The organism is Streptomyces sp. NPDC057638, from assembly GCF_042800315.1.
Classification (GTDB): Bacteria; Actinomycetota; Actinomycetes; order Streptomycetales; family Streptomycetaceae; genus Streptomyces.
Genome location: NZ_JBHVHF010000239.1, coordinates 1 through 12,986 on the forward strand (window position 1 = coordinate 1; position 12,986 = coordinate 12,986).

At 73.3% G+C, this 12,986-nt stretch carries 8 protein-coding genes and 1 CRISPR repeat array; of the genes, 4 read left to right on the forward strand and 4 right to left on the reverse strand.

The genetic code is table 11. The annotated features are described in order from the left end of the window. Positions 1-12: 12 nt before the first annotated feature. The 3 genes from ACFVIM_RS26170 to ACFVIM_RS26180 form a co-directional block, all read right to left on the reverse strand. Positions 13-1,167 (reverse strand): alkaline phosphatase PhoX, encoded by a 1,155-nt coding sequence (locus ACFVIM_RS26170; protein WP_384305910.1) that lies wholly within the window; start codon positions 1,165-1,167, stop codon positions 13-15. Positions 1,168-1,380: 213 nt separating this feature from the next. Then, a CRISPR array of direct repeats spans positions 1,381-1,766; the repeat unit is 21 nt; unit sequence CCCCGCGTGCGCGGGGCCGAC. A 140-nt stretch (positions 1,767-1,906) separates the two neighbouring features. After that, positions 1,907-2,764, reverse strand: a complete 858-nt coding sequence (locus ACFVIM_RS26175; RefSeq protein WP_384305912.1) for an alpha/beta fold hydrolase — start codon at positions 2,762-2,764, stop codon at positions 1,907-1,909. A 272-nt stretch (positions 2,765-3,036) separates the two neighbouring features. Next, positions 3,037-3,522 (reverse strand): hypothetical protein, encoded by a 486-nt coding sequence (locus ACFVIM_RS26180; protein WP_384305915.1) that lies wholly within the window; start codon positions 3,520-3,522, stop codon positions 3,037-3,039. 541 nt (positions 3,523-4,063) lie between these two features. Between ACFVIM_RS26180 and ACFVIM_RS26185 the strand changes: the two genes are divergently transcribed. From ACFVIM_RS26185 to ACFVIM_RS26195, 3 genes are all read left to right on the forward strand, one after another. After that, a complete protein-coding gene (locus tag ACFVIM_RS26185; RefSeq protein ID WP_384305918.1) occupies positions 4,064-5,686 on the forward strand; it encodes an MFS transporter in 1,623 nt (540 codons plus the stop codon). Between the two features lie 63 nt (positions 5,687-5,749). After that, the gene (locus ACFVIM_RS26190; protein ID WP_384305920.1) at positions 5,750-7,240 is read left to right on the forward strand and encodes an SWIM zinc finger family protein; all 1,491 of its coding nucleotides are present in this window, start codon (positions 5,750-5,752) and stop codon (positions 7,238-7,240) included. Continuing rightward, positions 7,237-9,984: a DUF6493 family protein gene (locus ACFVIM_RS26195; RefSeq protein ID WP_384305923.1), complete on the forward strand. Its 2,748-nt coding sequence runs from the start codon at positions 7,237-7,239 to the stop codon at positions 9,982-9,984. Before ACFVIM_RS26190 ends, ACFVIM_RS26195 begins: the two co-directional genes overlap by 4 nt. Before the next feature lie 66 nt (positions 9,985-10,050). Here the strand turns inward: ACFVIM_RS26195 and ACFVIM_RS26200 are convergent, their stop codons facing one another. Further along, on the reverse strand, positions 10,051-11,247 hold the full coding sequence (locus ACFVIM_RS26200; RefSeq protein ID WP_384305926.1) for a TetR/AcrR family transcriptional regulator: 1,197 nt from the start codon (positions 11,245-11,247) through the stop codon (positions 10,051-10,053). Between the two features lie 543 nt (positions 11,248-11,790). On the opposite strand from ACFVIM_RS26200, the gene ACFVIM_RS26205 reads away from it, so the two are divergent. Next, entirely contained in the window at positions 11,791-12,957 is a 1,167-nt protein-coding gene (locus tag ACFVIM_RS26205; protein ID WP_384305928.1) for a thiolase family protein, read from the forward strand. Positions 12,958-12,986: the final 29 nt, after the last annotated feature.

The following is a 12,986-nucleotide window of genomic DNA, read 5'->3' on the forward strand; positions in this document are numbered from 1 at the left end:
CCACCGGAGTGGTCAGCGGCGGAACGGACCCGTCACCTCGTAGGTGATCCCGCCGGAGGACGAGCCACCGCTGCCGCGCTGGCTGGAGAAGTACAGCCGTGAGCCGTCCGGCGAGAAGGCCGGTCCGGTCAGCTCGGAGGCCGACTGTCCGTCGAGGCGCAGGAAGGTCGCGACGATCCCCTCCCGGGTGATGACGCAGATGTCCATGGTGCCGCCGTCCTCCGCGACGAACAGATCGCCCGACGCCGCGCTGGTGACGTTGTCGACCCCGGTCAGCGGCGCGCTGCCGGAGATGAGGGAGTCGTCGTAGGCGAGCTCGTAGGTGTCACGCGCCACGTTGAGCTGCCAGACCCGGTTGTCGCCCTTGGTGGTGAACCAGACCGTGTCGTTGGCGTAGTGACACCCCTCACCGCCGCTGAACCGCTTGGCACCGGGCACCTGCTGACGGGTGGCCGTGGGCGAGCCGTCCGGGTCGGGCACATCGGCCCAGCGGTAGGAGCCGGAGGTCGCGGAGCCCGCGACGAGCACCTGGAGCCGCCCGGCGGAGAGATCACCCCAGGTGGTGGGGGTGAAGCGGTAGAGGCATCCGTCCGACTCGTCCTCGGTGAGATAGACCGTACGGCGTACGGGGTCGGCCGCGGCGGCCTCGTGCTGGAACCGACCCATGGCGTCCCGCCGCACCGCCGCCCTGGCGCCCCACGGGTCCGTCTCGTACACATAGCCACGGCTGACCTCCTCGCAGGAGAGCCAGGTGTTCCACGGGGTCGCCCCGCCCGCGCAGTTCTGCCGGGTGTCGGAGAGGATCCGGTACGCGCTGGTCACCGCCCCTGAGGAGGAGAAGCGAATGGCGCTCGCGCCGCCCGGGGTCACCTCGGCGTTGGAGACGTAGATCCAGCCCGTGCCGTCGGCGTAACAGGCTCCTCCGTCGGGAGCGTCATGCCAGACGTACGCGGTCGGCCCCACCCGCTGCCGGGAACGGGCGACCACCCGGCTGCTGAACCCGCTCGGCAGCCGCATCCCATGGCCGTCGGCGGGCCGCAGCGCCCCGTAGGGCCCCACCCCCGGCCGCGCGGGCTCGGCCACCGCCGCCCCCCGCCACAGCGATCCGCCGAACGCGGCCGTGGACGTGCCGATGACCGCGCCACGAAGAAAGTAACGTCGCTCCACGATCCCCTCCCAGGGCTGGTGAGTGCCCGCCACACCGGCCGGGCGGCGGCGGGCTTATGGGTCTGCGTGCGGAGAGTAGCCCCGCTACATGACAGGTTCACTACAAAAACGAGTCGAGGGGCCGCCGGTTACGGGGAGGAGGTGTGAAGGTGGATGAGGCAAGTCCGGGACGCGCGGCGGCGGCAGCCTGAAGGGCGAGAAGGGGATGCGATGCCCCGCGTACGCGGGGCCGACAGTCAGAGCCCTTCCAGGGAATCGGCCGCGTACGGTCCATCCCCGCCGCGCGGGGCCGACTACTGCGCCACGGGGGCAATGCCGTGAGCCGCTGGTCCACCCCCGCGTGCGCGGGGCCGACTCCATCCAGTGCCGGTGCGCACTCACCTACGAGGGTCCATCCCCGCGTGCGCGGGGCCGACCAGCGTTTCGCTCGCTTTGGGCGCTCTGATGTAGGTCCATCCCCGCGTGCGCGGGGCCGACGCGATCAGACTGCGAGTGCTGAGCGTCGTGGCCGGTCCATCCCCGCGTGCGCGGGGCCGACACCCAGTCCCTCGTGAGCGCGGAGTCGCCCACGGGTCCATCCCCGCGTGCGCGGGGCCGACACTTCCTGACCTGCGAACCTACCCGCCAGTAGTCGCGTTTTCCTTTAGTTGCTTCTCCGACCGTCCCCCAGGGTTCGGCTTCGCCGTCGCGTTACACCAGCGCTCAGGCACCCACCCGTACCACCCTCCCCCGGCCACCCTCAACTCAGTCGCGAACCCCAGAAGTCCACCAGTGCCGTCGCCGTCTCCTCCGGGCGGTGCACGTTCGGGGAGTGTCCGCCTCCGGGTACATCGATGAGGTGGGCGGAGAGGGTGTGGGCCATGGCGGCGACCCCGGGTGGGGGCCAGGTGAGGTCCGGGGAGCCGGAGACGACGACTCGGGGAAGAGGGAGGGCGGCGAGGGCGGGGGTGCGGTCGGGTTCGTCCAGCAGGTGCTCGGCCGCCGCCTTGATGTGGTGGGGGTCGTTGGCGAGCCACCGGGAGCGCAGGAACGCGCGGATGTCGTCGGCGACCTCGGTGTCCTGGTTGTCCAGGAAGGGCCAGATGTCTTCGAGGGCCAGCGAACCGATCACCGACAGCAGCAGGCGCAGCCGCTCCCGCTGGTCAAAGGAGACCGCCGCCGGGCCGAAGTTCATCAGGGTCAGGGAGCGCCACAGCGCCGGGTCCCCCCGCGTCTCCAGGACCGCGAACCGCGCCAGCAGCGCCCCGTAGGAGTGGCCGACGAGGTGGACCGGTCCATCGCCGATCGCCTCGACGACCGCGACGAGGTCCTGGGCCAGTTCCTCTCTGGTGTAGGCACCGGGAGGGTGGGGGCCGCCGGACGCGTACTGTCCCCGTCCGTCGAGGGCGATCACGCGGCACCCGGCCCGGCTCAGGGCCGGGAGCATGGGGAGGAAGTCCTCCTTGCTCCCCATGAAGCCGGGGACCATCACGACCGTACCGAGGGTGGGGGCGGAATCGGCCGCCGCCATGTCGATCGCGGCGAACTCGGCACGGCGGGTGGTGAGGGAGCGGGTCCGCGCGGTGGACGGCAGTGCCAGAGTGAGCAGTTGACTCATGGAGGCTGAGCATAGGGCGTTCGTCCGACAGCGCGGCCCGCCCGCCGGGCGTCGTGGCCGGACCAGGACGGCGGCCTGAGGACTTGCGGTGGGGACCGGTCAGGGTGAGGGGCCGTCGTCGCGATTGACGAGGGTGACGCGGAGTCGGGGAGACCGCCTCGCGTACGCCGGGGTCACTCCGTGCGCGGCGGCCTGCTCCCATGGGTCGGTACCGGGGCGTGGTCGCGGCCCGGGGCCCGAACCCCGTTCGCGTACCGGCGCCTTCCCGGGACTCAGCGGCCGGAGGCGCCGGGTTCCGTTCGCGGCGGTGTGCCGGTGCGCCGCGCGGGGAGTTCCCTGGCCGGTTTGCGCAGATGCCAGCCGCCGAGGATCCCGATCACCCGCCAGATCCACTTCTCCCGCTGGCGCTGGCCCTGGCGTCGGCACTCCCAGGAGAGGGCCGGATGTCCGTAGACACCGGTGGAGAGTTCGTTGATCTCGGTCTCCAGTCCCTGGAGATGGAGGCCGATGCGCTGGATCCCCTTGTTGCTGTCGCGCAGATAGAGCGCGGAGCCGAGGATGACGAGCGTGACGATGAAGTACCGCCACCAGCCGAGGTTTCCGCCGAGGGTGGCGGCGATGGCGGTCAGCGCGGCCGCGTAGCCCGCCATCTGCTGACGTGCGGCGATCCGCTGGATGATCTCGGTGCGGAGTGACTCGTACTCCCGCATCCGCAGGTCGATGACGGCGCCGACCCGCTCGTGTTCTTCCTGTGCCATCGAGCCTCCGTCTCCGGGACCGGTGGTGCCACCCGCTCGCCCCCGCCGCCGCCGGGTGCGTGGGGCACCGGGGTCGGCCCGGGGGATGGCGAGGAGTCTTCCACTGGAGGCCGGTGGCGTCACGCGATCGGACCGGGGTGGGCGGAAGTCGACCACTCGCGCGTCGGCGGCCATGGGAGGACCCGAGCCCGCCCCGGCTTCGGGACCGGCGGTCCCGGGCGACCGCCCTGCGCCCTCTCGGTCCGTTCTCCCCGCACCGAGAGCGGACCGAGACCGGACCGACAGCGGCGGACCGCACCGTGAGCGGGACAGCGAAACCCGAGCGGAGAGGGAGCCTCGCGGACCGCACGGCCGCGACCGGGGTCATGCCCGGCCAGCTCACCTGGTGGGGTCGCGCTTTGCGGGACACACGGACCAGGCACCAAGCACCCGGGCTGAGCCGCTCCGGCCCTGCCGTTCCCGTCCCGCCGTCCCCACCGGGCTGGCCCTCCCGTACCTCCCTCACGCCGCTCTTCGTCCTCGTACCACGGAAGGAAGTTCCATGTCATCGACCGTCTCCCCCGGTGCGCCCGAGCGGGCCGGGGCCCGGGAGTGGGCCGGGCTGGCCGTGCTCGCGCTGCCCACCCTGCTGCTCGCGCTCGACCAGAGCGTGCTCTTCCTGGCGCTGCCACAGCTGGCGGAGTCGCTGGCGCCCACGCCCAACCAGACCCTGTGGATCATGGACGTCTACGGGTTCATGATGGCGGGCTTCCTGGTGACGATGGGCACGCTCGGCGACCGGATCGGGCGTCGCAGGCTGCTGATGGCCGGGGCCACGGTCGTCGGGCTGACCTCGCTGCTCGCCGCGTTCTCCACCAGCGCCGAGATGCTGATCGTCACCCGCGCCCTGCTGGGTGTCGCGGCCGCCACGCTGATGCCGTCGACACTGGCGCTGATCAGCAACATGTTCCGGGACCCCCAGCAGCGCGGGCGGGCCATCGCCGTCTGGGCCAGCTGCTTCATGGGCGGCACGGCGCTGGGGCCCGTGGTGGGCGGGGTGCTGCTGGAGTCCTTCTGGTGGGGGTCGGTCTTCGTCCTGGGCGTACCGGTGATGCTGGTGCTGCTGGTGGCCGCGCCGTTCGTGCTGCCGGAGTACCGGGATCCGGACGGTGGCCGGATGGACCTGGTCAGCGTCGCGCTCTCGCTGGCCACGATCCTCCCGGTGGTCTACGGGCTCAAGGGGTTCGCCCGGGAGGGCTGGGACCCGATGGCGCTGGTGTCGATGGCCGCCGGGCTCGCCTTCGGCACGCGGTTCGTCGCGCGCCAGCGGACGCTCACCCATCCGCTGCTGGACCTCGGGCTCTTCCGGTACGGCGCGTTCACCGGGTCGCTGCTGGTCCTGATGCTCACCATGGCCACCATGGGCGGCAGTTACCTGTTCATCACGGGCTTCCTCCAGATGGTCGAAGGGCTCTCCCCGTTCGAGGCCGGACTGTGGATGGTGCCGTCGGCGCTGCTCTCCATCACCGGCGCCACGCTCGCCCCGACACTCGCCAGGCGGCTGCCGATGGGTGTGGTCATCGGCGGCGGACTCGGGCTGACCTCGGTCGGCTATCTGCTGATCGTCTTCGTCGATCCGGTCGGCGGGCTGCCGCTGCTGCTCACCGGGTTCGTCGTCAGCTTCTTCGGCACCGCGCCCATCGGCGCGCTGGGCCACAACCTCGTGGTCAGCTCGGCGCCGCCGCAGAAGAGCGGCTCGGCGGCCTCCGTGGCGGAGACCAGCGGGGAGTTCGGCGTCTCCTTCGGACTCGCGGCACTCGGCAGTCTCGGCGGCGCGCTCTACCAGAGCGGCGTCGAGATCCCCCACGGGCTCTCCGAGGCGGACGCGGACACCGTCGGTGGCAGCATCGAAGGGGCGCTGCATGTGGCCGCCTCCCTGCCCGGCGGTCCGGCGGAGCAGGTACTCGCCACCGCACGGGACGCCTACACCGGCGGGATGAACACGGTCGCGGCCGTGTGCGCGGTGCTCGCCGCCGTCACAGGGGTCCTCGCAGTGACCCTGCTGCGCCGGGCCGGGGGTGACGCGCGGCGGGCGGAACCCGGCGACGCGGCGGCCTCCGCCACGGCGGACGAGCCGGGCACGGTGGCGGACCCCGCGGGGGCGGAGTACGGAAGAAACCCGTGAGGAGGCCGCGTTGGTCCGGGGCGCGGCCGGGGATTGTCAGTGGGGGGTTCTACGGTCTGCCCCATGACACGAACCATGCAGCGACTCGCCTATGCCAGACCCTCGTTCCTGGAGTCGGGAGCCGACAGCGGGCTCCTCGGTCTGGAGACCTCGGGCGGGCTCACCCCGAGGGGCGCCCAGGACCATCCCGCCTTCTTCTCGGGTTTTCTCTCCTCGCCCCAGATCACGGCGCGGGCGCTGCTGGCGGTCGCCGACGTGGCGGCCGCGCGCTACACGCACCCGATACCGCAGGCGCTGCGCGACCCGGTGGTGACGGGGAACGGGGACCGGCTGCGGTTCGAGTCGTTCTCCGGCTGCTGCGGGGTGTACGCCCGGCTCGACGTGCTGCGCGACGGGCTGGACGGCGGGGAGACCGGTCACGGCACCACCAACGTGGATGTCAACAACCCGCTGCGGGAGGCGCTGTCCCGGATGACGGGTGACAGCCCGCTCCATCTGCGGGTGGGGCCCCAGGAGATGGCGGTCACCACGCTCGACGGGCCGGTGGTGGAGAAGAAGGTGCCGCTGCCGGACCGCTGGCTGCGCGGGTTCGCCGAGGCACAGGTCTCCACCGCGGGCTTCGACCTGCGGGCCGAGCTGCCGGGGCCGGAGGCGGTGCGCTTCCTGCGGTCGCTGCCGCGTTCCACCGGGAAGGCGTCCCGCGGGGTGACCTGGGTGGTCCCGGCGGGCAGGACCCTGCGGCCCACGGTGCGTCCCGCGCCGGGGGCGGTCTGTCTGCCCGGCCCGGAGCGGCTCACCGCACTGCACCGGGTGCTGCGCCACGCGACGGCGCTGCGCGTGTACGGGCCGGCGGGCAGCGGTGCGGCTCCGGCGCCGTCGGCCTGGGAGGTGGTGCTCCCGGGCATGCGGCTGACCCTGACCCTGTCGCCGGAGACCAACCGCGGCTTCTCGGGCGAGGGCGGGGTGCTCCACGCGCTGGCGAGCGACGAGGCCGCCGGGGACGCGGAGCTGGTCTCGGTGCTGCTGGCCTGGGAGCCGAAGATCGACACGGCGGAGCTGGCGGACCGGGCCGGTCTGGACGTGGCGCGGGTCAAGGCGGCCCTGGTCCAGCTGGGCACGGCGGGCCGGGTCGGCTATGACCTGGCCGACGCCGCCTACTTCCACCGCGAGCTGCCGTATGACGCCGATCGCGCCGAGCGGCACAACCCGCGCCTGCTGAGCGCGCGTGAGCTGCTCGCGGCGGGGGCGGTGACCCTGGGCGGCCCCGGCGACTCCGCGCGGGTGGTCTCCGGGCCGCACACCTACCGGGTGGGCGAGAACGGTACGCGGACCTGGTGCACCTGTCCCTGGTGGGCGGAGCACCAGGGGGGCAGGGGTCCGTGCAAACACGCGCTGGCGGTGCACATGGCACGGCGCGAGGCGGTCGGCGGTACGGCGGCCACGGGAGAGACAGCGGGCACAGCGGCTCCCTCCGACAGCACTGGTTTCACCTGCACGACGGGGATCACGGGCCTGACCGGCATCGACGGTTCCACGGCGGGAGGCGCGCGATGAGCGAGATCCTCGACACCGTCCGGCGCGGCCGGTTCCACGACCTGCCCAGGCTGCTGGCGCCCCTGACGCCGGCCGAGCGCAAGGAACTGCTGGTACCGCTGAAGGAGCTGCGGACCGAGCTGCGCGGCTGGGGCTGGCGGGAGTGGGAGAAGCGCGGCAAGATCGCCGCGGCCCTGCTCGTCGCCGGGGCGGACTGTCACACGGGGGCCGCCGCCACGGCGTCCTGGATCGGCGCCAGGGACCTGCGGGTCCGGCGCGGGCCCGGCGATCCGGCGATGGTGCCCCTGCTGGTCGAGATCCTCACCCGACGGGACGCGGCATGGGTCGCCGATGTCGCCCACCGGCTGGCGGCGCGGACCTCGACCAGCGAGGAGGACCATCCCCTGATCCGGGAGCTGGTGCGCTCCTCCGGGTGCGCGGTGCCGATGACCGACGGCTATGTACGGGGGTGGGCCGTCCATCTGTCGCGCGAGCAGCGGCTGCGGCAGTGGCTGCCGCAGGAGCCCGAGGTGGCCGCGCTGGTGGTCCGGCTCTGTGAACTCCCGGAGCTGCCTCCGGCGATGTTCTGGTCCCCCGATCCGGACCATCCCAAGAGCTGGCAGCAGTCGCTGGTGCGGCTCACCGAGTGCGGCGCGGTGGAGCGTCCGGCCCTGGTCGACGCGTGTGTCGCCCGGCTGCTGCGCGGCGGCGGCACCAAGACATCACAGGACCTGCGGTTCTTCCGGGAGCTGCTGGAGCGGTTCGCGCTCACCCCCGAGGAGCGCGGGGCCCGGATCCCGGACTGGATGGGTATGGCCTCGGACGGGACGGCCCTGGTCGCCGCCTACGCCCAGACCGTGCTCGCGGAGCTGGCCGAGAGCGGGGCGCTGCCGGACCGCACCCTGGCGGAGATGTCGGCCGCGGTCTGCTTCCGTACCGAGAAGAAGCTGGTACGAGCGCAGTTGACCCTCCTGGGGAAGATCCTGCGGGCACGGGCCAAGCAGCGGGACACGGAGGCCGTCGGGGTGCTGCTGCGCCCGCTGGGGGACGTGTTCGGCCATGCGGACACCGGGGCGCGGGAGCGCGCGCTGAAACTGGTGGCGCGCCATCTGCCGGAGGTGGACGCCGTCCTGCGGGAGGAGCTGGTGGAGGCCGCCGCCCTGCTCGGCCCGGCGCTGCGGGAGCAGGCCGCCGAGGTCTTCGGGGAACCGCTGCCGGGGGACGTGGCCGTGGCGGCCGGTGCGGAGACGCTGCCGCCGCCCCCGGCCCGGCGCCGGGTCGCCGCCCCGCCGGACTCCCTCGGCGAACTGGTCGCGGAGCTGGTGGCCACGCTGGACGACGACACGGACCCGCTCGGGTTCGAGCGGGTACTCGACGGGATGGTCCGGATGGCGTACCGGGACCGGCAGCCGCTCGCCCAGGCCCTGGTGGAGACCTATGGGGAGCAGTGGTGGTTCCGGCGCACCGACGACGTGGAGCGGTACGCCACGGGGGCGAACAGCCGGGAGCTGGTGGTGTCGACCCTGGCGGGCACGGTGCCGCTGAACGTGGTGCGCAAGGTCCACACGTTCGCCCCCGGGTCCGAGGTCTGTCCGGCGTCGGGGCTGAACGCCCTGACCTCCACCTGGCTGGCGGAGGTCGCCTGGAGGCTGGCCGTCGACCCGCAGCCCTCGCTGCTGGCCGTGCCGACCTGGGAGACAGGGGCACTGGACGCGGGCGTTCTGGTGGAGCGGCTGCGGGAGTTCCAGCGGCTGGGGAGCAGGCCAGGACCGGCGGACTTCGCGCGGGCGCTCCTGCGGGTGGCTCCGGGCGGCGATGCCGACGCGGCGAAGGAGGCGGCCGCGCTGGGAACGGCGGAGGGCGTCCGGCTGGCCGCGTGGCTGACGGACGGGCCCGCGCTGACCGCCCTGGCGAACCCCGGGGGTGAGCGGGAGGACACCGCGGTCGAGCGGCCCTCGGGCGGGCTGCTGGCGCGCACCACGCGGGGCGCGCTGGCGCTGGTGGGACGGGCGAAGGAGTCGGCGGCCGAGCAGGAGCTGCCCGCGCGGCTGCGCTGGCTGGCCCGGCCCGTCACCCCCGGCCGGCATCGCCACACCTCCCGCTGTACGGGTCGTTATGAGAACTGGGTCCGTCAGCTGGCGCAGTGGACCGTGGTCCTGCCCCACCACCGTGAGGCCGTCGCCACCTGGCTGGTCCGTATGACGGAACAGCTGTCGGACGACTATCTGACCAAGGCCGAGTGGCGGCTGGTCGCCCGGTCCCTGCCCAAGCTCGCGGAGGGCGAGGGAGAGGGGCTCGCGGGTCCCGCGACGCACCTGGCCCTGGCCGTGGGGATGGGTGCGGAGGACCGGGAGGCCCGGCTGGCGGCGGTGGACGCGCTGCTGGTCCTCGCCGCCCGTGGCCAGGCGGACGCCGGGCTGCTGGGGCGGCAGCTGGGTGAGCGGCTCCAGCGCGGTGAGCTGAAGGCCAACCGGCTGGCGGAGGCCGCCGGGACCGCCGCCGACTCGGGCGCGCACGCCACGACCTGGGGTCTGCTCGCGGCGCTGCTGCCCTCGCTGTTCGTGCGGACGTCTCCCGCGCTGGGTCAGGTGCTGTCGGTGGCGGCCGACTGCGCGGAGCGCTGCGCGCCGGATGACCTCACGGGGGCGGAGCCACTGGTACCGGGCCTGGAGGCGCTGACGCGGGGCAGCCGGGCAGCGGAGCGGGCGATCCAGGCGCGGCGGCTGCTGGCGACGCTGCGCCGGGTTCGGCGGGGCCCGGCCTGACACCGTTCGGCCGAGACGGGATGGGCGCCTCCGCGCCGCTCGCGGGCGCGCCCGTTCCCAGAGGTCTCAGAGAGCTGCCGGAGCGGGGGTGAGCAGCAGGGTGGTGGCGATCGCCTGGAGCCGTCCGGCCAGATCGGCGCGCTCGCCGGGACCGCCCGTGCGCACGGCGTTGTCCACGGTGGTCAGTGTCGCGCCGAGGACGATCCGGGCCTCGGCCCGTTCAAGCCCCGGGCGGACCTCGCCCAGGACCCTGGTCCACAGGGCCAGATAGTCGCGCTGTGCCTGGCGGGACGCCTTGCGCTCCTTCTCCGGCAGTTGGTCGATCTCGGCGATCAGCAGCCCGATCAGATGGCTGTGCCGCAGCGCGAACGCGATATACGACCGCAGGAGGGCGTCCAGGCTCTCCCGGGGGCCGGTGGCCTCGGCGAGCGCCAGGGTGGTCGCGGCCCGTCGCTGCTCGCCCGCCCGGACGACGGCGGCCACCAGGAGGTCGGTCTTGCTGGGGAAGTGCTTGTAGATGCTGGGACCCGAGGCGCCGCTGGCCTCGCCGATGTCGTCGGTGCTGACCGACTGGAAGCCGCGCTCGTCGAAGAGGCGGATGGCCGCGTGGAGGATCTCCTCCCGGCGGGAGAGGTCGAGACCGGTGTAGCCGGTGGCCGGGGACGGGTCGGCGGCCGCGGCGGTGGTACGGGCGAGGGGGAGCCGGGTGGCGGCGTGGACGAGTCCGTACAGCAGGGGCTCGAAGCGGCGGCGGGGCAGGGTGGCGCGGTGTCCGGAGACACTGCCGAGGACGGAGAGGGCGCTCCAGGCGAGGAGTTGGGCGTCGGCGGTGGTCAGCTCCGGGCGCTCGGCGAGGATCAGGGCGCCGATCCCGTCGCGGACGCCGATGAGGGTGCGCCGTAGCTGGTCGCGGTGGTCCTCGGGGAGATGGCGGGCCTCGCGCTGCCACAGGACGGCCGTGCCCCGGCGGTCGATGGCCCGGCTGACGGCGGTCCGCAGATAGGTGTCCAGATCGGGTGCTGTCGCCACGGCCTCGGCGATGGCGTCGATGCTGGAGGTGACGACCTGGAGCAGGAGGTCGGGCTTGCCACGGAAGTGGCGGTAGAGGGCGGGGGCGGTGATGTCGACGGCGGCGGCGACATCCGCCACGGACACATTGTGGTAGCCGCGCTCGCAGAACAGCTCCGCGGCGGCGGCGACGATCCTGGCCTTGCGGTCGGGGGGTCTGCGCGCCGTGGTCCGCTTCGGCACCTCTGCCCGCATGTCCTGTCCGCCCCTCGCCGAGCCGTCGGGCCTGGTCTCCGACGGGCCCCCAGGCTAGTACACCGTGCCTGGCCGGGCCCTTGGGCGCTTCTGATGGGTCTTGCCGGGCTCGCGCGCCTCCCCCGGCCACCATGGGGGGTGCCCCGGCCACCGCCCCTCGGCGGGGGGCGCCGCCGTCCGTGCGGACGGTGCGTGGGAGCCGGTCCGGTCGGGCCTCCGTCCCCTCGGACCGTCCCACGAGGGCCCCGCCCACCGGGGGTGGAAGGCGGGCGGGGCCACCATGGCCGACCGGTCGAACGGGTACCGCCCTCAGGTGAGCGCCTATTCACCTCACTCCCTCGGTCGCCATGGATTCATGCTCTAAAGAAGCATGAGAGATCACCCGAACCTCCGTCCACCCTAGTCACAGAAGTTAGCGTGAATTAACTTATAGGGATACTTCCATAGCGGGTGAGCCGATGTCGCCCGGCCGGACCGCCGATTGTCGCGGTCGGCGGCCGGGAGGCGCGGTCACATCACCCGCCAGCGATCAGGAGGAGTTCCATGCGAGACGCGGTGATCGTCGATGCCGTCCGTACGCCGGTCGGCAAGCGGAACGGCTCGCTCGCGGCCGTTCACTCCGCCTCCCTCTCCGCCCATGTGCTCACCGCGCTGGTCGACCGCACCGGGCTCGATCCCGCGCTCGTGGACGATGTGGTGTGGGGCTGCGCCGGGGCGGTCGGGATGCAGGCGGGGTGTGTGGGCCGGGCGGCCGTCCTGGCCGCGGGCTGGCCCGAGTCGGTACCGGGGGTGACCGTCGACCGCCAGTGCGGCTCCTCCCAACAGGCCGTCCACCAGGCGGCGGCCGGGGTGATCTCCGGGCAGTACGACATCGCCGTGGCGGGTGGGGTGGAGGTGATGAGCGCGGTGCCGCTCGGTACCGCCCGGCTGGACGGCCGCCATGGCGAACCGTTCGGGCCCGACGTCTGGCGCCGCTACGACGGCGTCCGCTTCCACCAGGGCAGGGGCGCCCAGATGATCGCCGACGAGTACGGCATCACCCGTACCGAGATGGACCGGCACGCGCTCGACTCCCACGCCCGCGCGGCGCGGGCGATCGACGAGGGGCGCTTCCGGGCCCAGATCGCGCCGCTCACCCTCACCGGTGCCGAGGGTGAGCACCGGGTCTTCGACACCGACGAGGGGGTGCGGCGCGGCTCGACGCTGGAGACCCTCGCCGCCCTGAAGCCCGCCTTCCGGGAGGACGGCTCCCTCACGGCGGGCAATGCCTCCCAGATCTCCGACGGCGCGGGCGCGCTGCTCATCACCACCGGTGAGATCGCCCGGAGGCGGGGATGGACCCCGATGGCCCGCGTCCATACGGCCGTTCTGGCGGGGACCGACCCCATCACCATGCTCAAGGGCCCGATCCCCGCGACGGAGAAGGCACTGAAGCGTTCGGGGCTGACACTGGCGGAGATCGGGGCCTACGAGATCAACGAGGCGTTCGCCTCGGTGACGCTGGCCTGGCAGCGGGAGACGGGCGCTGACCCCGCGCGGATGAACCCGCTCGGCGGCGCCATGGCGATCGGCCATCCCATCGGCGGCTCGGGCGCACGCATCATGACCACCCTCGTCCACCATATGCGGGACAGCGGCATCCGCTACGGGCTCCAGTCCATGTGCGAGGGCGGTGGTATGGCCAACGCCACCATCCTGGAGCTGCTCTGACGGTCCGCCGGAAGGCCACGGGGCCAGGT

Excerpts from the sequence above, each read along its gene's own strand:
- ACFVIM_RS26175 (WP_384305912.1), bottom strand. The coding sequence starts at position 2,764 with ATGAGTCAACTGCTCACTCTGGCACTGCCGTCCACCGCGCGGACCCGC.
- ACFVIM_RS26180 (WP_384305915.1), bottom strand. The coding sequence starts at position 3,522 with ATGGCACAGGAAGAACACGAGCGGGTCGGCGCCGTCATCGACCTGCGG.
- ACFVIM_RS26185 (WP_384305918.1), top strand. The coding sequence starts at position 4,064 with ATGTCATCGACCGTCTCCCCCGGTGCGCCCGAGCGGGCCGGGGCCCGG.
- ACFVIM_RS26190 (WP_384305920.1), top strand. The coding sequence starts at position 5,750 with ATGACACGAACCATGCAGCGACTCGCCTATGCCAGACCCTCGTTCCTG.
- ACFVIM_RS26195 (WP_384305923.1), top strand. The coding sequence starts at position 7,237 with ATGAGCGAGATCCTCGACACCGTCCGGCGCGGCCGGTTCCACGACCTG.
- ACFVIM_RS26200 (WP_384305926.1), bottom strand. The coding sequence starts at position 11,247 with ATGCGGGCAGAGGTGCCGAAGCGGACCACGGCGCGCAGACCCCCCGAC.
- ACFVIM_RS26205 (WP_384305928.1), top strand. The coding sequence starts at position 11,791 with ATGCGAGACGCGGTGATCGTCGATGCCGTCCGTACGCCGGTCGGCAAG.